This is a genomic window from Rhizobium herbae (assembly GCF_019511375.1).
GTDB classification, from domain to species: domain Bacteria; phylum Pseudomonadota; class Alphaproteobacteria; order Rhizobiales; family Rhizobiaceae; genus Pararhizobium; species Pararhizobium herbae_A.
This window is the reverse complement of sequence record NZ_JAEUAO010000005.1, coordinates 259,028-276,522: the sequence shown is the minus strand read 5'-3', so window position 1 is coordinate 276,522 and position 17,495 is coordinate 259,028. Positions and strand designations below refer to the sequence as shown.

Below are 17,495 nucleotides of genomic sequence, written 5' to 3'. Positions count from 1 at the left end.
TCCATACGGGGGCGGTTCATCTGTAAACAAGCGCCGTTTCACACGACGGCGTCAAGAATACCCCCCTCTGTCACTTCGTGACATCTCCCCCTCAAGGGGGGAGATCGGGAGCGAGAGGCCAACCCCACTCCATCTCCCCCCTTGAGGGGGAGATGCCCGGCAGGGCAGAGGGGGCGACCGCTGTCGTGGATTTTGTTTTAAAGACGTCAAGAGAAGAGGACTAACAGCGGTGAGCCAAATTGCCTTCTGGGGAGCGGTGGAGCTTGGGCTCGTCTATGCCTTCGTCGCCATCGGCGTGTTCCTCGCCTTCCGCGTGCTCGACTTTCCGGACCTGACCGTGGATGGCTCATTTCCACTCGGCGCCGCAGTGACCGCTGTGCTGATCATCGCCGGCGTCAATCCCTGGCTTGCCGCCGGCGTCGCCATGGCTGCCGGTGCCGGCGCCGGGATCGTCACGGCCATCCTTAACGTGCGCTTCCGCATCCTCAATCTCTTGGCTTCGATCCTGACAATGATTGCGCTGTTCTCGGTCAATCTGCGCGTCATGGGCAAGCCGAACGTCGCGCTGATCAATGCCGACACGATGCTTTCGCCCTTTTACGGCCTCGGACTGCGCGATTTCTATGTCCGACCGCTGTTCGTCGGCCTGCTGGTGGTGGTCGCGGCGCTTGCCGTGTGGCGCTTCCTTGAAAGTGACGCCGGGCTTGCCATGCGGGCAACCGGCGCCAATGCGCGCATGGCCCGGGCGCAGGGCGTCGACACCAGCCGCCAGATCTATCTCGGCATGGCGATGTCGAACGCGCTGGTCGCACTCGGCGGCGCGCTGTTTGCCCAGACGAACGGCTTTGCCGATGTCACATCCGGCGTCGGCACCATCGTCGTTGGGCTTGCTGCAGTCATCATCGGTGAAACCCTGCTCGGCAGCCGCGGCATCCTGATCGCGCTTGCCGGCTGCGTGCTCGGCTCGATCCTCTATCGCATCGCCATCCAGCTCGCGCTGTCGACCGACATGCTGGGGCTGCAGGCCTCCGACCTCAACCTGGTCACCGCAGCACTCGTCACCGTCGCCCTCGTTCTTCCCCGCCTGCGCCGCGGAGGTGCCGCATGATCAAGCTCGACAATATCCAGGTCGTCTTCGGCAAGGGCACGCCGCTGCAGAAGCAGGCGCTGAATGGCGTCAGCCTCACCATCGAGGAAGGCACCTTCGTTACCGTCATCGGCTCGAACGGCGCCGGCAAATCGACCGTGCTTGGCGTTCTCGCCGGCGACGTGCTGCCGACCGCCGGGCAGGTGACGATCGGCAACGTGGACGTCACCCGCAAGGGAACCGCCGCCCGCGCCGGGCTCGTTGCCCGCGTCTTCCAGGACCCGCTGGCGGGAAGCTGCGGCGCGCTGTCGATCGAGGAAAACCTGGCGCTTGCCGCAAGACGCGGCGAAAGCCGCGGGCTGACGCCGGCACTCGGGGCCAAACGCCGCGCGCATTTCCGCGAACGCATCGCCGAACTCAACCTCGGCCTCGAAAACCGCATGGGCGACCGCATGGACCTGCTCTCGGGCGGCCAGCGCCAGGCCGTCTCGCTGGTGATGGCGACGCTCGCCGGCTCCGAAGTGCTGCTGCTCGACGAACACACGGCAGCGCTCGATCCCGGCATGGCCGAGTTCATCATGAACCTTACCCAGAAGATCGTCTCCGAACGCAAGTTGACGGCGCTGATGGTCACCCACTCGATGCGCCAGGCGCTCGATTTCGGTCACCGCACGATCATGCTGCACGCCGGCGAAGTCGTGCTCGACGTTTCCGGCGACAGCCGCAAGACGCTGCAGGTCGAGGATCTCATCGCCATGTTCCGCCGCATCCGCGGCCAGACGCTGGACGACGACGCGCTGCTGATCGGCTGACGCCGGTCAGCGCGTCTGCGTCAACAGGATCTTCACCGCGAAGATCGAGAACACGCCGGCAAACGCATAGTCGATGCCGCGCATGACGCTCTTCTTGCGCTGCAGCCAGCCGGACAGCCAGTCGGCCGTCAGGATGACCAGCATATTGACCGGCATCGCGGCCACAATGAAGAAGAAGCCGAGGAACAGGAGCTTCTGCGTCACGGCCGGATCGTTGGCGGTGACGAATTGCGGCAGGAAGGTCATGAAGAAGATGATGACCTTGGGGTTGAGCAGGTTGACCCATAGCCCGGTCGAGATATTGGCCAGGGCGGATCCGCCGGTATCCTCCACCTTCCGCACCGACAGGCTCGACCCGTAACGGATCGCCTGCACTGCCAGCCAGAACAGGTAGGCGGCGCCGCCGGTCTTCAGCACCATGAAGGCCGTCGGCGAGGCGGTGATCAGCGCCGAGATGCCGAAGGCAACAAGCAGCGTGTGCACGACGCAGCCAAGGCTCGTGCCGATCACCACGAAGAAGGCGGCGGCCTTGCCCTGCGACAGCGCCCGGCTGATCGATAACGTCATGTCGGGACCCGGCGTCGCCGCCAGAAGCAATGTCGCGGCGGTGAAGGCAAGAAGCGTCGGCAGGCTGGGCAGAAAATCCATGGCGTAAGATCCTCGAATGGCAACGGGCGCGATCCCTTGAGCATGTAACGAAAACACAACGATGCCACCAGTTCTTTCGCGGGAAAACGCGCTCTGCGGCTAGTGGAACGTCCTTGTATTTTCAGGTATCCTTATAGATGGAGACAGGAAAAGGAGAAGGGCTGAAACAGGAGAGAAGCGGATGAGAAAACTCGCGATAGTGATTATTTCGCTGATCACAGCCTTCATGAGCGTAGCACCGGCACAGGCTTTTCCACGCGTCAACATGGCCAGCGCCGTTAAAAATCCGGATGTCATCGACGTCCGTTACCGGCGTTATCACGGCGGGCACCACCACGGGCACCACGGCCACGGGCACCATTATGGCGGCGCGATCATCGGCGGTTTCGCGACCGGTATGATCCTTGGCGGCCTGCTTGCCAGCCCGTATTACTACGGGTCCGGCTACTACGGCCCCGGAACTTACTACGGCCCGGGCGCATTTTACGGTCCCAGGGCATACTATGGCCCGCGAGCTTATTATGGCTACGGAGGCTATTATGGCCGCAGGGCCTACTATGGTCCACGCTACTATTATGGTCCCAGAGCTTATTATGGCCGCAGAGGCTATTATCGCGACTGGTAAGAAGGCGTGAGATAGCGTGACCCGATCAGCGCCCGCCACCGTTCCCTGGCGGCGGGTTTGCTCTTTTTGTCTCGGCCGACACGCGCACCCTGCCCAATCCTTCGCAAGCAAAGGCGCGCTCCAGCAATTCCCTTGGCCGAGAGGCTTGCACACCCCGGCAATCTCGCTAAAAGTGCCGCAGAATTTTTTGTGGCACGATCCCGTGCCTTTCCGACAAGACGGGCAGATTAACATGGCAAAGCAAGTGAAAAAGGTCGTTCTCGCCTATTCCGGCGGTCTCGACACATCGATCATCCTGAAATGGCTGCAGACCGAACTGGGCGCCGAAGTGGTCACCTTCACCGCCGATCTCGGCCAGGGCGAAGAGCTGGAGCCGGCCCGCAAGAAGGCGGAGATGCTCGGCATCAAGGAAATCTACATCAAGGACGTCCGCGAGGAGTTCGTGAAGGATTTCGTCTTCCCGATGTTCCGCGCCAATGCCGTCTATGAAGGGGTCTACCTGCTCGGCACCTCGATTGCCCGGCCGCTGATCTCCAAGCACCTGATCGAGATCGCCCGCGAAACCGGCGCCGACGCGATCGCCCATGGCGCCACCGGCAAGGGCAACGACCAGGTCCGTTTCGAGCTGTCGGCTTACGCGCTCAATCCCGACATCAAGATCATCGCGCCCTGGCGCGACTGGTCGTTCAAGAGCCGCACCGACCTGCTCGAATTCGCCGAAAAGCACCAGATCCCGGTCGCCAAGGACAAGAAGGGGGAAGCGCCCTTCTCCGTCGACGCCAACCTCCTGCACTCCTCCTCCGAGGGCAAGGTGCTCGAAGACCCGGCCCAGGAAGCTCCCGAATACGTGCATATGCGCACGATCTCGCCGGAAGCCGCTCCTGACAAGGCGACGGTCATCAAGATCGGTTTCGAAAAGGGTGATGCGGTGTCGATCAACGGCGTCCGCCTCTCGCCGGCGTCCCTGCTGGCCAAGCTCAACGAGTATGGCCGCGACAACGGTATCGGCCGTCTCGACCTGGTCGAAAACCGCTTCGTCGGCATGAAGTCGCGCGGCGTCTACGAGACCCCCGGCGGCACCATCCTGCTCAGCGCCCATCGCGCCATCGAATCGATCACCCTTGATCGGGGTGCAGCCCACCTCAAGGACGAGCTGATGCCGCGCTATGCCGAGCTGATCTATTACGGCTTCTGGTTCTCGCCGGAGCGCGAGATGCTGCAGGCGCTGATCGACAAGAGCCAGGAACATGTCGAGGGCGAAGTGACGCTGAAGCTCTACAAGGGCAACGTCATGGTTATCGGCCGCGAGAGCGACAAGTCGCTCTATTCCGACAAGCTCGTCACCTTCGAAGACGATCAGGGCGCCTACGACCAGAAGGACGCCGCCGGCTTCATCAAGCTCAATGCGCTGCGCCTGCGCACGCTGGCTGCCCGCAACCGCGACAGGTAAGGGCGGGAAAACGCGTTTCAAATTGAAGGCCCGCTTCCGGTCAGGAGGCGGGCCTTTGTTGTTGCCGGCAGCCACGTCCGCCTTCACTCGGACACGACGAACTCAACCTTTATTCGATCCGGATCTTCAACAAACAAAGCGTAATAATCCTTACCGCCAGTCGCGAAAGGATATTTGTCGTCATACAGGTTGGGAATATTATTCTCAATGCAGTATTGTCTCAATGCATCGACTTCGTCCCTGGCCTTAACTTTAAAGGCCAGATGGTTAAGCCCGACGCCGCATCGATGGTAGGTATGTATGTGATTTATACTTCGTGGCTACCTGCACAAAGGTAAGGTAGGCACCATCACCATTGACGAGCGTAAATCCGTCCTTCCAACGGCCCGATTGTTCCCAGCCGATCCTGGCGAGGATATCTGCCCAGAACGCATGCGATGCATCGAGTTTGGAGACATAGATTTCGACATGATGCAGCATTCGTTACCTCTCTCCTGGACAAGTTGAAAGATATTCTCAAGGGGCAATAAATCAATCCCGGCGTGCGACTTACTCCACACATCGCGCCTCCCGGTTGCGATTGTCCCAACGTCGCATAGACGAGTCAACCTCGCGCTGGATTGGCAATTGACGACGAACCGATCACCGCAGGTTCGTCGAACTCGCCAAGTCATGTGGATTGAGAAAGATGCAATGCAAACAGGCGGCAACGACACCCCCGCGTGCAGACCGGAGTTGCAGCCGACGTGAACCCCCGCGGCGCAAAAATCCCCTAACAGCAACAGAGCTGCAGGCGAACTGGCCGGGTCCGCTGCAGCTCCGATCGCGACGTATACAAAATTCGTTTGGGCTCTCTTGCCCTGTTCCATCCAAGGGAACCGCTTCGAACGTCGCTTACTGCTACTGAGATAGTGAGGGCGAAAGCGGGATCAAGGGGCAAACGTCATCGACGCTTCTCCTTTTCAGGGTACGGATCTCGACCCAATGCTTTTATATCTTCCAATAGCAGTGCCCGCCCATCCCGGGTATCCGCAGCAACTCAGCAGCGGACAGGTGCTGACGATCTTCGATCACCTCATCGAGCCGGTTGAGCTCATTGAGTAGCGATGGTGTGGAATGGCGGAGAGGGTGGGATTTGAACCCACGATACCCTTGCAGGTATGCCGCATTTCGAGTGCGGTGCATTCGACCACTCTGCCACCTCTCCGGCTTGATGGGTCGGCGCTTGTCGGCGCGAGGCGGTTCATAGCGGCAGTTTCGCGCGATGACAAGGGGTAGGGGCAAGGAATATTTGACGAATTCGTCACCCCTGCCTTGACAGTTTTCCCGGCTTCCATTAATCCGCGCAACTGAAGTGGTGTGGCATGTCCTCACCGCGCCGGGTGTCCATTGCGCCCGTTCACCGGCAAGGTCCCTGTGGTCTTGTCATGTCCGACTGGCAAAAAGACGGCCCCACTTCTCAAGGTGGAGAGCCGGAACGAACATGAAAGGATAAAAAAATGTTCGCAGTCATCAAGACCGGCGGTAAGCAGTACCGCGTGGCCGCCAACGATGTCGTCACGATCGAAAAGCTCGACGGCGCAGCAGGCGACAAGATTGAATTCACCGAGATCCTGATGGTCGGCGTCGGCGCAGACGCAACCATCGGCGCTCCGTTTGTCGAAGGTGCCGTTGTCAGCGCCGAGGTCGTGGAACAGGGTCGCGCCAAGAAGGTCATCGCCTTCAAGAAGCGCCGCCGCCAGAACTCGAAGCGTTCGCGCGGTCATCGCCAGCATCAGACGACTGTCCGCATCCTGGACATCGCTTCCGCCGGCAAGGCGAAGAAGGCTTCCAAGAAGTCCGAAGCCGCCGCCGAAGCTGCAAACTGAGACAACGGATCTAAGGTTTAAAGGAGAACACCAATGGCACACAAAAAAGCTGGCGGTTCATCGCGCAACGGTCGTGATTCTGAATCCAAGCGCCTTGGCGTGAAGAAGTTCGGCGGCGAAACCGTCGTTGCAGGCAACATCATCGTGCGTCAGCGCGGTACGCAGTGGCATCCGGGCGCCAATGTCGGCCTCGGCAAGGATCACACGATTTTTGCGCTTACGGCGGGCAACGTGGACTTCCGTACGAAGGCCAATGGCCGCGTGTACGTATCTGTAATGCCGAAAGCCGAAGCAGCGGAATAAGCCGGTAGCGCTCTAAAACAGCCGGCGTCTCATCGACCCGGCTGACCGCACCTGGTTCAGGCCAAGATCAAAAGGGGAGATGGGGCAAGACCCAACTCCCCTTTTTCACGTCTTGGAGGACTGACCATGCAGAGCGAATTGTTGAGGGAGAGCCAATCGCGGTCTCCCCGGGAAGATTCCCTGGAATCTTCTCAGGAGAGGCTAAGGCCTCAGCGGTCAAGGACCGATTGCCCGATATTGTTATCGCCCCGGCTCGTTTTGCGCGCGCCGCATGAAGACGATATCGACGCCCTTGCCCATCTTGCCAACAACGCCAATATCGCCACCATGGTTTCGCGCATGCCGCACCCGTACACGGTGGCCGATGCCGCGGATTTCGTACGCCGTACGAAGACGGGCGCGATTGGCAAGTGCGTCTATGCGATTACCAAAGCGGACAACGGCGCATTCTTGGGCTGCTGCGGTATCGAGCCGCATCCCGATGGCAAGACGGCAGAGCTCGGCTACTGGCTGGGCGAGCCCTACTGGAACAAGGGTTATGCCACCGAAGCAGCGCAGGCACTGACCGACATGGCCTTCCGCACCCGCGATATCGACCAGATCGATGCGCGCTGCCGGGTCATGAACGTCGCCTCGCGGCGGGTCATCCAGAAATGCGGTTTCCAGTTCCAGGGATCGGGCATGGTCGGCAGCCTGGCGCTCGGCGGCATGATGTCTGTCGAATGGTACCGGCTCGACCGCAAGACCTGGATGTCGCTCAGAAGCTGGGGAGGTCTGCGATGACCGCTCATCTTCGCGAACGGCCGAAGATTGCGGCCCGTCCCGATCCCGGCGCCTGCCCGGTCATCGAGACCGCGCGTTTGACCCTGCGTCCCCACCGGTTCTCCGACGCGGACGCGGTGGCGCAATCGCTTGGCGACTACCAGATCTCGCGCATGCTGGCCCGCGTGCCGGTGCCATATCATCGGCAGGATGCGCTCGACTGGCTGGTGCGCCAGACGGCAGGCCTCAACGGCGATTGGGCGCTGGCGATCACCACCGGCGACGACGTCCATATCGGCTGCGTCGGCATCGAGCTTCGGCATGGCCAATGGCATCTGGGCTACTGGCTGAACCGCTACTACTGGGGCCGCGGCTATGCCAGCGAAGCCGTTCATGCGGCGGTCGAGCGGTTCTTCCGGCGCATGCCCGGCACAGCGCTTCATTCCGGCGTGTTTGCCGACAATGCAGCCTCGCTGAAGCTGCAAAGGAAGCTCGGTTTCGAGATAACCGGCTGCACCCAGATCTACGCGCTCGCCCGCAACGGGCTGGTGAGCCATATCGAAACCCGCATCACGGCCGGCGACCTGCGCAAGCCGTGAGAGATGAAGCCCGCGGCAGCGATGCCGCGGGCATTTTGCGTCATGCGAGTTCGAAACCGACGGGCAGGTGATCGGAGCCGCACGCTTCGAAATCCACCCAGGCATCCTTCAATCGCGGCACGAGCCCGCTGCTCAGGAAACAATAGTCGAGATGCATGCGCTTGCCATGATCGGCGGGATCGATCCAGCTATAGCTGTCCGGCGAAAGCCGGCCGAGATGCGCCAGTGCATCGACCGGGTTTTCAAGACGCAGCGAGCGTCCGTAAAAGGCGTCGCGCGTGCCGGCCATCGCGCAATATTCGGGGCTCTCCGGCACCATGTTGAAATCGCCCATCAGGACGAAATCGTCGGGATGTGGCAACTCGTCGAAACCGAAATCGGCGCCTCCGGTCATGGCGCCGCCTTCGATGCTGTAGGAAATTGCCCTGGCCTTCAGGTAGGAAATCTGGGCAATGCGTTCGGCGGGATAGACATGGTCGAGATGCACCGAATAGACGCGCAGCGGACCGCTTGGCGTATCGATCAGAGCCTCGGTTGCACCCCGCTGCGGGTTGATCGGCGAGATCGTGCGGGTGCGCGGCAGGGGAATGAGGCGCGTCGACAGGATCGGGAAGCGCGACAGGATCATGTTGCCGAACTGGAAGCGCCGGTCGACGGCGCGGCCGTTCTCGATCGCCGATCCGGCATCGATCTCGCATGCCGGCCAGAAGACCGAGAAGTATTGCGGCTTGAGGTCGCGGAAAATTGCGACGAGATCGGCATTGCCGTTGCGATGAAAATTCCGCGTCACTTCCTGCAGCGCGATGACGTCGGCGCCCTCGAGGCTTCTGGCAATGCGCTCAGGATCAAAACGGCCGTCGAGACCGATGCCGTACTGGATATTGTAGCTCAAAAACTTCACGATATTCTTTGACCTCCGGGGTAAGCGCCTATATCGATGGCGGCAAATACGGCAGGCAAATACACCCAACAGATGGCAGTGCGATGAAATTTCTCGACGAAGCAAAAGTCTATATCCGCTCCGGCGATGGCGGGGCTGGCGCTGTGTCGTTCCGGCGCGAGAAATTCATCGAGTTCGGAGGCCCGGACGGTGGTGACGGCGGCCGCGGCGGCGATGTCTGGGTCGAGGCCGTCAACGGCCTCAACACGCTGATCGATTTTCGCTTCCAGCAGCATTTCAAGGGCGGCACCGGCGTTCACGGCATGGGTCGCAACCGCACGGGCGCCGGCGGCGCCGATGTGACGCTGAAGGTACCGGTCGGGACGCAGATCTTCGAGGAAGACGGCGAGACGCTGATCATCGACATGATCACCGAGGGCCAGCGCTTCCGGCTTGCGGCCGGCGGCAATGGCGGCTTCGGCAATGCGCATTTCAAGTCCGCGACCAACCAGGCGCCGAGCTGGGCCAATCCGGGCCTGGAGGGCGAGGAAAAGACCATCTGGCTCAGGCTGAAGCTGATCGCCGACGCCGGCCTCGTCGGGCTGCCCAATGCCGGAAAATCGACGTTTCTGGCAACAACCACACGCGCCCGGCCGAAGATCGCCAACTATCCTTTCACGACGCTGCATCCCAACCTCGGCGTCGCAACAATCGACGGCCGCGAATTCATCCTGGCCGACATTCCCGGCTTGATCGAGGGCGCCCATGACGGTGTCGGCCTCGGGGACCGCTTCCTCGGCCATGTCGAACGCACGCGCGTCCTCCTGCATCTCGTCTCGGCGCAGGAAGAGGATGTCGCCAAGGCCTACAAGACGGTGAAGCATGAGCTCGAAGCCTATGGCGGCGAGCTCACCGACAAGCCCGAAATCGTCGCCTTGTCACAGATCGACGTGCTCGATCCAGGCGAACTGAAGAAAAAACAGAAGGCGCTGGCCAAGGCGAGCGGCCAGACGCCGCTGCTTCTATCGGCCGTCGTCGGCACCGGCATGACCGATACGCTGCGGGCGCTGCGCGACGTCATCGTCCGCGCTCAGACCCACGGGGACGAAAACTGATATGGCCACCACCCGCAAACCGCTGGAAAAATACCGCCGGATTGTGATCAAGATCGGCTCAGCCCTGCTCGTCGATCGCAAGAGCGGCCTGAAGAAACAATGGCTGAACGCCATGTGCGCCGACATCGCCGCGCTGAGGGCCAAGGGCGTCGACGTTCTCGTCGTCTCCTCGGGTGCCATCGCCCTCGGCCGCTCGGTGCTCGATCTCGCCCCCGGCGTGCTGAAGCTCGAGGAAAGCCAGGCGGCCGCGGCCGTCGGCCAGATCGCGCTCGCGCGCGCCTGGTCGGAAAGCCTGTCGAGCGGCGAGATCGTCGCCGGCCAGATCCTTTTGACGCTCGGCGACACCGAAGAGCGCCGCCGCTACCTCAATGCCCGGGCGACCATCAACCAGCTTCTCAAGATGGGCGCCGTGCCGATCATCAACGAGAACGACACGGTCGCCACCACCGAAATCCGCTATGGCGACAACGACCGGCTGGCAGCCCGGGTCGCGACGATGACCGGTGCTGACCTGCTCGTCCTTCTCTCCGACATCGACGGCCTCTATACGGCGCCGCCGCACCTCGATCCGAACGCCCGCTTCCTGGAGACCATCGCGGAAATCACCCCGGAGATCGAGGCGATGGCAGGCGGTGCGGCATCCGAGCTGTCGCGCGGCGGCATGCGCACCAAGATCGATGCCGGCAAGATCGCCACCGGTGCCGGTTGCGCCATGATCATTGCCTCCGGCAAGGCCGATCATCCGCTTTCGGCGATCGGCACTGGTGCCCGCTCCTCCTGGTTCGCGCCGTCGCGATCGCCGGTCACGGCGCGGAAAACCTGGATTGCCGGTCAATTGTTGCCGGCCGGCAACCTCGCCATCGACGCGGGCGCCGAAACCGCCCTGCGCTCCGGCAAGAGCCTGCTTCCGGCCGGCGTCCGCCAGGTCACCGGTTCCTTCAGCCGTGGCGATACGATCGCCATCATCGGTGCCGAAGGCCGTGAGATCGCCCGTGGGCTCGCCGGCTACGACGCCGACGAAGCGCGGCAGATCGCCGGCAAGAAATCGGCTGAAATCGCCGTTATTCTGGGATACGCAGGCCGTGCGGCAATGGTGCATCGCGACGATATGGTGATGACGACCCCGGCAAAACGGGACATGGATGCGGCAAGGAGCGACGCGCATGCTTGACGACGTGCGGAAAAAGGAAATTCAAGAGCTGATGACGGTGATCGGCAAGCAGGCCCTTGCCGCCAGCCGGCCGCTCGCCACCGCTTCCGCCGAACGAAAGCACGCCGCCCTCGTCAGCATGGCGAGCAACATCGTCGCAGCCAAGGACGACATCCTTGCCGCCAACGCGCTCGATCTGGAGCATGCCCGCGAAACCGGCGTCGCCGCTTCGTTCCTCGACCGCCTGACGCTGTCGGAAGGCCGCGTTCTCGACATGGCCAACGCGATCCGCGCAATTGCCGAGCTACCGGACCCGGTCGGCGACGTCATCGCCGAATGGGACCGGCCGAACGGACTGCATATCGAGCGCGTCCGCACGCCGCTCGGAGTGATCGGCGTGATTTATGAAAGCCGCCCCAATGTCACGGCGGATGCCGGTGCGCTCTGCCTCAAGGCCGGCAATGCCGTCATCCTGCGCGGCGGTTCCGACAGCCTGCATTCATCGCAGGCTATCCATACCTGCCTGGTGCAGGGTCTGAAGGATGCCGGCCTTCCAGAGCATGCGATCCAGATGGTGCCGGTGGCCGATCGTTCCGCCGTGGGCGCCATGTTGACCGGGCTGGGCGGCACGATCGACGTCATTGTTCCGCGCGGCGGCAAAAGCCTCGTGGCCCGCGTCCAGAACGAGGCGCGCGTGCCTGTCTTTGCCCATCTCGAGGGCCTGTGCCATGTCTATGTCGATGCTTCGGCCGACCTGGAAATGGCAAAGAAGATCGTCGTCAACGCCAAGATGCGCCGCACCGGCATTTGCGGCTCGGCCGAAACGCTGCTGATCGACCGCAAGGCGAAAGACACGTTCGTTGCGCCCCTCATCGCCGCGCTGTGCGATGCCGGCTGCGAAGTCCGCGCCAGCGAAGACATCCGCGCCATCGTTCCGGACCTGGTTGCGGCGACGGAAGAGGACTGGGCGACCGAATATCTCGATTCAATCATCTCGGTGAAGCTGGTGGATGGCATCGATGGCGCCGTCGATCATATCGCCACCTGGTCTTCGTCCCATACCGAGGCGGTGATCGCCGAGGATCCGGCCGTCGTCGAGCGCTTCTTCTCGGAAGTCGATTCGGCCATCCTCCTGCACAATGCCTCGACACAGTTTGCCGATGGCGGCGAGTTCGGCATGGGCGGCGAGATCGGCATCGCCACGGGCAAGATGCATGCGCGCGGCCCGGTCGGCGTCGAGCAGCTCACCTCGTTCAAATACAGGGTGCGCGGCACCGGACAGGTGCGGCCTTAAGTGCATCCTGTGCAGCCTGACCGGGTCGATCCGTTCTACCTGAAAATGCCGCATGTGGAGAGCGGCATGACGGTCGGCCTGTTCGGCGGCTCGTTCAATCCGCCGCATGACGGGCATGTGCTGGTCGCCGATATCGCGCTCAGACGGCTTGGCCTCGATCAGCTCTGGTGGATGGTGACACCAGGCAACCCGTTGAAGAACCGCAACCATCTCGCTCCGCTCGCCGAGCGGATCAGCCTCAGCCAGGCGATCACTCATGACCCCCGCATCAAGGTGACCGCGTTCGAGCAGTCGCTGGGGCAAAGCTATACGGCCCGCACGCTGGAAAAGATTCGTGAGCGCAACCGCGACATCCGCTTTGTCTGGGTCATGGGCGCCGATAACCTCAAAAACTTCCATCTCTGGCAGGACTGGCAGAAAATCGCCCGCACCTATCCGATCGCCGTGATCGACCGGCCGGGCGACACGCTGTCCTATCTCTCCTCAAAGATGGCGAAGACCTTTGACTATGCGCGCGTCGACGAAGCCCATGCCGCAAGTCTCGCCTGGCGCGAGGCGCCGGCCTGGACCTTCATTCACGGACCACGCTCTCCGCTCAGTTCGACGGCGCTCAGGGCGCAATCGTGAACAATGATTAACCGTCATTTACTTCTCACGTCTTGAAACGTTAAGGCATTGGTGCCTACATTTACCGTAGCGGTTCGACCGATATTCGAATCGTGGTGCCTGTTCTGTTCAACTGGAAAGGAAAGACCCTGACAACAGTACACGCGAAGGGAAATGTCACACGCATTTTCCCGCAAAGCCCGGATCGCAGCGACGAAGCCGCTGCCCGTGCTCTCCACCTGGTCCTCAACAGTCTCGAGGACTCGAAAGCAGAAGATATCGTCACCATCAACATTGCCGGAAAATCGGCGCTGGGAGACTACATGGTCGTCGTCTCCGGGCGCTCGAACAGGCATGTCATGGCGATTGCCGATCACCTGATCACCGACCTGAAGGACGAAGGCCATGGCAATGCCCGCGTCGAAGGCCTGGAAACCGGTGACTGGGTGCTGATCGACAGCGGTGACATCATAATTCACGTCTTCCGTCCGGAAATCCGCGAATTCTACAACATCGAAAAGATGTGGGCCGCGCCGGATATGGAAGACGGCAGGCTGCACTAGAGCCGGGTGATTTTAGGTCGAATCGACCTAAAATCTGAATCCGCTCTAGAATTAAAGAAGAAGTAGAGCATGTTTTCGGCCGAAAACGCTTACACTTTTCGGCATCATGCTCTAGGCGCCGGGCTGCCTTCACAAAGCGCGGCAGGTGAGAGTGGAAGTTTTGGATCCTGTGATGGTCGCGCAGGTGAAACCATCTGGTTGCGGCAGGTAGCAGAACCGAATCGCGCGCCGGCGTTTGCCGGAGAAAATCGACTGCGTGTCAGGCGGCCGTCGCGGAAATGCCTGCATGACTGTTGGCGCGCCGATAAATCGAGGAAATGACATGCGGGTTGGTCTCTTTGCCGTCGGGCGCCTCAAGGGCGGTTCGGAGAAAGATCTCGCGGCCCGCTATCTCGACCGCTTTTCCAAGGCGGGACCGGCGATCGGCCTTGAATTGTCGCGGGTCACCGAAGTCCCCGAGAGCCGCGCCTCGAGCGCCGAGACGCGCAAGCGCGAAGAAGCGGCCCTGCTTGAAAAATCCCTTCCGGATGCCAGCCTCCTCATCCTGCTTGACGAGCGCGGCAAGGCGCTGGATTCGGAAGGTTTCGCCTCGCTCATCGCTTCGTTTCGCGATAGCGGCAAACGCGACATGGTGCTGGCGATCGGCGGTGCCGACGGCCTCGACCCCTCGCTGCACGGCAAAGCGGATGCCGTCATCTGCCTCGGCAAGATGACCTGGCCGCACCAGTTGGTGCGCATCCTGATCGCCGAACAGCTCTACCGCGCCGTCACCATTCTCTCCGGCCATCCCTATCACAGGGTCTAGGCGCAACCGCCCGCCATGCGGATGCCGCAATTGCCGGGGATGGCTGTTGGCGGCGACGGCCAAATCAGCGTAGGGTTTTGCCCGACAGGTGGCTGACAACGAATGGCAGAATGACGACAGGGTTGAAGAGGCGGGGAAACAGGGGGCAGCCGGCCCATGCCGGCTGGCGCGGCTTGTGCACGGGCCTGTTGACCGTCGGTCTCCTGCTTGCCGGCGACGCGGCCGCGCAGACCGCCGAAACGACGGATCGGGTCTCCCAGTCGGACGCCGGACAGGCGCCCGCGCAGGCCGATCCCATCGCCGATCTCGCACTCAGGCGCGACAGTACCCGCAGCGAACTGGAGGCCTTGTCGAAAACCATCACTCTTTCGAAGGACCGGGCAGCCGCGCTGCAGGCCGGCATCGCCGAGCTTGAAAAGACCAGCGAGTCACTGAGAGCGGCGATCGTCGACTCGGCGAACAAGCGCAAGGCGCTGGAACAGCAGATCGTCGACGGCGAAGAGAAGCTGACCGCGCTGCGGACGAAGCAGGATGCCGTTCACAGGTCGTTGCGCGCCCGGCGCAGCGTGCTGGCCGAGGTGCTGGCGGCGCTGCAGCGGATGGGGCGCAATCCGCCGCCCGCCCTGCTCGTGACGCCAGACGATGCGCTGGCCTCCGTTCGCAGCGCCATCCTGCTCGGTGCCGTCGTTCCCGGTATCCGCCATGAGACGGAAGACCTGGTCGCCGACCTGCAGGCCCTTGCGGGTCTCAGCAAGGAAATCACCGCGCAGAAAAAGGCGCTCGGTGACGACATGGCATCGAGGCTCGAGGAAGAGCGTCGCATGAACATGCTGATCGCCGAAAAGCAGAAACTGAAGCAGCGCAGCGCCACCGAGCTGGCCGCCGAGCGCCACAAGGCCGAGCAGCTGGCTTCACAGGCGATCAGCCTCGAAGGCCTGATCGGCTCGATCGAGAGCCAGATCGCCTCGGTGCGCGATGCCGCGGCTGCGGCCCGGGCCGAAGCGGAAAACCGCAGGCGGATGTCGGAGGAACAGCGGGCTCAGGCCCGCGAACTGGCCAACAGCGTTACGCCCGACAAAAACCGCATTGCGCCTGCATATGCATTTTCGGACCTGCAGAAGAAGCTCGCATTGCCGGTTGCCGGCTCGATCCTGCGCCGGTTCGGCGACGCGGACGGTACTGGGCATTCGCTTCAGGGCATGATGCTCGAGACCAATGCGGGAGCCTTGGTGACGGCGCCTTCCGATGGATGGATCGTCTTTGCCGGAACGTTTCGCAGTTACGGCCAGATGATCATCCTCAATCCCGGCGACGGTTACCACATCGTCCTGTCCGGGCTCGAAGGCGTAACGGTGCAGCAGGGGCAGTTCGTCGTCGCCGGCGAGCCGCTCGGCACCATGGGTAACAAAAGAGTGGCAAGCGCTACCGCATTGGCGCTGGAAACCGAGCGTCCAACGCTTTACATTGAATTCAGGAAAGACGGGAAACCGGTTGATTCCCGACCGTGGTGGACCGCAGCAGACACCGGAAAGGCACGCAATGATTCGTAGAACGTCACTTGTTCTGGTCGGGGCACTCATGGGTGCAGCGGCCACGGGCGTTGTATATTCCTCCATCGTCCCGGCGGTCGCGGCCAACGCGTCCACCTATCGCGAGCTATCGATCTTCGGCGATGTCTTCGAACGGGTTCGTGCGCAATATGTGACGCCGCCGCAGGACGACAAGCTGATCGAGAATGCCATCAATGGCATGCTCTCCTCGCTCGATCCGCATTCCAGCTACATGAATTCCACCGACGCCGAGGACATGCGCACCCAGACCAAGGGTGAATTCGGCGGTCTCGGCATCGAGGTCACCATGGAAGACGATCTCGTCAAGGTGACCAGCCCGATCGACGACACGCCGGCTGCCAAGGCAGGCGTTCTTGCCGGCGACTTCATTTCGAAAATCGACGGGCAGGACGTGCGCGGCCTCAAGCTCGAGGAAGCCGTCGACAAGATGCGTGGCGCCGTCGGCAAGCCGATCAAGCTGACGATCCTGCGCAAGGGTGCTGAAAAGCCGATCGAACTGACGATCATCCGCGACATCATCGCGGTGCGCGCCGTCAAGTTCCGCGTCGAGGGTGATGTCGGTTACCTGCGGGTGATTTCCTTCACGGAAAAGACCTACGACGACCTGAAGAACGGCATCGAGAAGATCAAGGCCCAGGTCCCGGCCGACAAGCTGAAGGGTTTTGTGCTCGATCTGCGCCTTAACCCGGGCGGCCTGCTCGACCAGGCGATCAATGTCTCCGACGCCTTCCTGGAACGTGGCGAAGTGGTCTCCACCCGCGGCCGCAATCCGGACGAAACCCGCCGCTTCAATGCCACGCCGGGTGACCTGACGGATGGCAAGCCGGTGATCGTTCTGGTCAACGGCGGCTCGGCTTCCGCCTCGGAAATCGTTGCCGGCGCCCTGCAGGACCTGAAGCGTGCCACGGTTCTCGGTACGCGCTCCTTCGGCAAGGGCTCGGTCCAGACCATCATTCCTCTCGGTGATGCCGGCGCGCTTCGTCTGACGACTGCGCTCTACTATACCCCCTCCGGGAAGTCGATCCAGGGAACCGGCATCTCGCCCGATATCAAGGTCGAGCAGCCGTTGCCGCCGGAACTGCTTGGCAAGGTCGAGACGACCAGTGAATCCAGCCTGCGTGGCCACATCAAGGGGCAGAACGAGAACGAAGAAGGATCGGGTTCGGTTGCCTACGTACCGCCCGAAGCCAAGGACGACCTGCAGCTGAACTATGCGCTCGACCTCCTGCGCGGCAAGAAGTCGGATCCGGCCTTCCCGGCCAATCCGGAAAAGGCAGAACTGAAGCCGTAAGCCTCTCGTCCGTGTGTTGTGCGGACGCCGATAAACATCTCGCCGCCTGGCTCTGGCCGGGCGGCG

Annotated in this window: 19 protein-coding genes, 1 tRNA gene and 1 pseudogene; 16 read left to right on the top strand and 5 right to left on the bottom strand. The window is 62.0% G+C overall.

Going from position 1 to position 17,495, the window contains the following annotated elements:
• Positions 1 to 229 precede the first annotated feature (229 nt).
• Together JNB71_RS20335 and JNB71_RS20330 are read left to right on the top strand one after the other, a co-directional pair.
• Positions 230 to 1,108: an ABC transporter permease gene (locus tag JNB71_RS20335; RefSeq protein WP_220373601.1), complete on the top strand. Its 879-nt coding sequence runs from the start codon at positions 230 to 232 to the stop codon at positions 1,106 to 1,108.
• Entirely contained in the window at positions 1,105 to 1,899 is a 795-nt protein-coding gene (locus tag JNB71_RS20330; protein WP_220373600.1) for an ABC transporter ATP-binding protein, read from the top strand. The genes JNB71_RS20335 and JNB71_RS20330 overlap by 4 nt, the downstream gene beginning before the upstream one ends.
• A 6-nt stretch (positions 1,900 to 1,905) precedes the next feature.
• Here the strand turns inward: JNB71_RS20330 and JNB71_RS20325 are convergent, their stop codons facing one another.
• A complete protein-coding gene (locus JNB71_RS20325; RefSeq protein WP_220373599.1) occupies positions 1,906 to 2,547 on the bottom strand; it encodes a LysE family translocator in 642 nt (213 codons plus the stop codon).
• 181 nt (positions 2,548 to 2,728) lie between these two features.
• On the opposite strand from JNB71_RS20325, the gene JNB71_RS20320 reads away from it, so the two are divergent.
• Together JNB71_RS20320 and JNB71_RS20315 are read left to right on the top strand one after the other, a co-directional pair.
• On the top strand, positions 2,729 to 3,172 hold the full coding sequence (locus JNB71_RS20320) for a BA14K family protein (RefSeq protein ID WP_220373598.1): 444 nt from the start codon (positions 2,729 to 2,731) through the stop codon (positions 3,170 to 3,172).
• A gap of 232 nt (positions 3,173 to 3,404) precedes the next feature.
• Positions 3,405 to 4,622, top strand: coding sequence for an argininosuccinate synthase (locus JNB71_RS20315; RefSeq protein WP_220373597.1), 1,218 nt, complete (start codon positions 3,405 to 3,407; stop codon positions 4,620 to 4,622).
• 267 nt (positions 4,623 to 4,889) lie between these two features.
• On the opposite strand, the gene JNB71_RS24555 is transcribed toward JNB71_RS20315, so the two are convergent.
• The 3 genes and pseudogenes from JNB71_RS24555 to JNB71_RS20305 all read right to left on the bottom strand — a co-directional run bounded on the left by JNB71_RS24555 (position 4,890) and on the right by JNB71_RS20305 (position 5,829).
• Positions 4,890 to 5,102 (bottom strand): VOC family protein, encoded by a 213-nt coding sequence (locus tag JNB71_RS24555; protein ID WP_223215930.1) that lies wholly within the window; start codon positions 5,100 to 5,102, stop codon positions 4,890 to 4,892.
• 463 nt (positions 5,103 to 5,565) lie between these two features.
• Positions 5,566 to 5,780 (bottom strand): annotated as a pseudogene (locus JNB71_RS24855) (hypothetical protein).
• Positions 5,740 to 5,829, bottom strand: a tRNA-Ser gene (locus JNB71_RS20305). The pseudogene JNB71_RS24855 and the gene JNB71_RS20305 overlap by 41 nt, the downstream one beginning before the upstream one ends.
• A 292-nt stretch (positions 5,830 to 6,121) precedes the next feature.
• On the opposite strand from JNB71_RS20305, the gene rplU reads away from it, so the two are divergent.
• The 4 genes from rplU (at position 6,122) to JNB71_RS20285 (ending at position 8,154) form a co-directional block, all read left to right on the top strand.
• Positions 6,122 to 6,490 carry a 50S ribosomal protein L21 gene (gene rplU, locus JNB71_RS20300; protein WP_220373596.1) on the top strand — a complete coding sequence of 123 codons (369 nt, stop codon included), beginning with the start codon at positions 6,122 to 6,124 and terminating at the stop codon, positions 6,488 to 6,490.
• 33 nt (positions 6,491 to 6,523) lie between these two features.
• The gene (gene rpmA, locus JNB71_RS20295) at positions 6,524 to 6,793 is read left to right on the top strand and encodes a 50S ribosomal protein L27 (RefSeq protein ID WP_220373595.1); all 270 of its coding nucleotides are present in this window, start codon (positions 6,524 to 6,526) and stop codon (positions 6,791 to 6,793) included.
• 126 nt (positions 6,794 to 6,919) lie between these two features.
• Positions 6,920 to 7,576: a GNAT family N-acetyltransferase gene (locus JNB71_RS20290; protein ID WP_112845359.1), complete on the top strand. Its 657-nt coding sequence runs from the start codon at positions 6,920 to 6,922 to the stop codon at positions 7,574 to 7,576.
• Positions 7,573 to 8,154, top strand: a complete 582-nt coding sequence (locus JNB71_RS20285; protein ID WP_220373594.1) for a GNAT family N-acetyltransferase — start codon at positions 7,573 to 7,575, stop codon at positions 8,152 to 8,154. Before JNB71_RS20290 ends, JNB71_RS20285 begins: the two co-directional genes overlap by 4 nt.
• 40 nt (positions 8,155 to 8,194) lie before the next feature.
• Here JNB71_RS20285 and JNB71_RS20280 read toward each other — a convergent pair whose 3' ends face one another.
• The gene (locus tag JNB71_RS20280; protein ID WP_220373593.1) at positions 8,195 to 9,055 is read right to left on the bottom strand and encodes an endonuclease/exonuclease/phosphatase family protein; all 861 of its coding nucleotides are present in this window, start codon (positions 9,053 to 9,055) and stop codon (positions 8,195 to 8,197) included.
• A gap of 83 nt (positions 9,056 to 9,138) precedes the next feature.
• Here JNB71_RS20280 and obgE point away from each other — a divergent pair, with 83 nt between their 5' ends.
• The 8 genes from obgE to JNB71_RS20240 all read left to right on the top strand — a co-directional run bounded on the left by obgE (position 9,139) and on the right by JNB71_RS20240 (position 17,429).
• The gene (gene obgE / locus JNB71_RS20275) at positions 9,139 to 10,149 is read left to right on the top strand and encodes a GTPase ObgE (RefSeq protein ID WP_220373592.1); all 1,011 of its coding nucleotides are present in this window, start codon (positions 9,139 to 9,141) and stop codon (positions 10,147 to 10,149) included.
• Position 10,150: 1 nt separating this feature from the next.
• Entirely contained in the window at positions 10,151 to 11,320 is a 1,170-nt protein-coding gene (gene proB / locus JNB71_RS20270; RefSeq protein ID WP_220373591.1) for a glutamate 5-kinase, read from the top strand.
• The gene (locus JNB71_RS20265) at positions 11,313 to 12,593 is read left to right on the top strand and encodes a glutamate-5-semialdehyde dehydrogenase (RefSeq protein WP_220373590.1); all 1,281 of its coding nucleotides are present in this window, start codon (positions 11,313 to 11,315) and stop codon (positions 12,591 to 12,593) included. Before proB ends, JNB71_RS20265 begins: the two co-directional genes overlap by 8 nt.
• Positions 12,594 to 12,638: 45 nt before the next feature.
• A complete protein-coding gene (locus tag JNB71_RS20260; protein WP_220373688.1) occupies positions 12,639 to 13,220 on the top strand; it encodes a nicotinate-nucleotide adenylyltransferase in 582 nt (193 codons plus the stop codon).
• Between the two features lie 95 nt (positions 13,221 to 13,315).
• A complete protein-coding gene (rsfS, locus tag JNB71_RS20255) occupies positions 13,316 to 13,762 on the top strand; it encodes a ribosome silencing factor (protein WP_220373589.1) in 447 nt (148 codons plus the stop codon).
• A gap of 322 nt (positions 13,763 to 14,084) precedes the next feature.
• Positions 14,085 to 14,567: a 23S rRNA (pseudouridine(1915)-N(3))-methyltransferase RlmH gene (gene rlmH, locus JNB71_RS20250; protein ID WP_220373588.1), complete on the top strand. Its 483-nt coding sequence runs from the start codon at positions 14,085 to 14,087 to the stop codon at positions 14,565 to 14,567.
• A 110-nt stretch (positions 14,568 to 14,677) separates the two neighbouring features.
• A complete protein-coding gene (locus tag JNB71_RS20245; protein WP_431029419.1) occupies positions 14,678 to 16,117 on the top strand; it encodes a murein hydrolase activator EnvC family protein in 1,440 nt (479 codons plus the stop codon).
• The gene (locus JNB71_RS20240) at positions 16,107 to 17,429 is read left to right on the top strand and encodes a S41 family peptidase (protein ID WP_220373587.1); all 1,323 of its coding nucleotides are present in this window, start codon (positions 16,107 to 16,109) and stop codon (positions 17,427 to 17,429) included. Before JNB71_RS20245 ends, JNB71_RS20240 begins: the two co-directional genes overlap by 11 nt.
• The last annotated feature ends 66 nt before the right edge of the window (positions 17,430 to 17,495 follow it).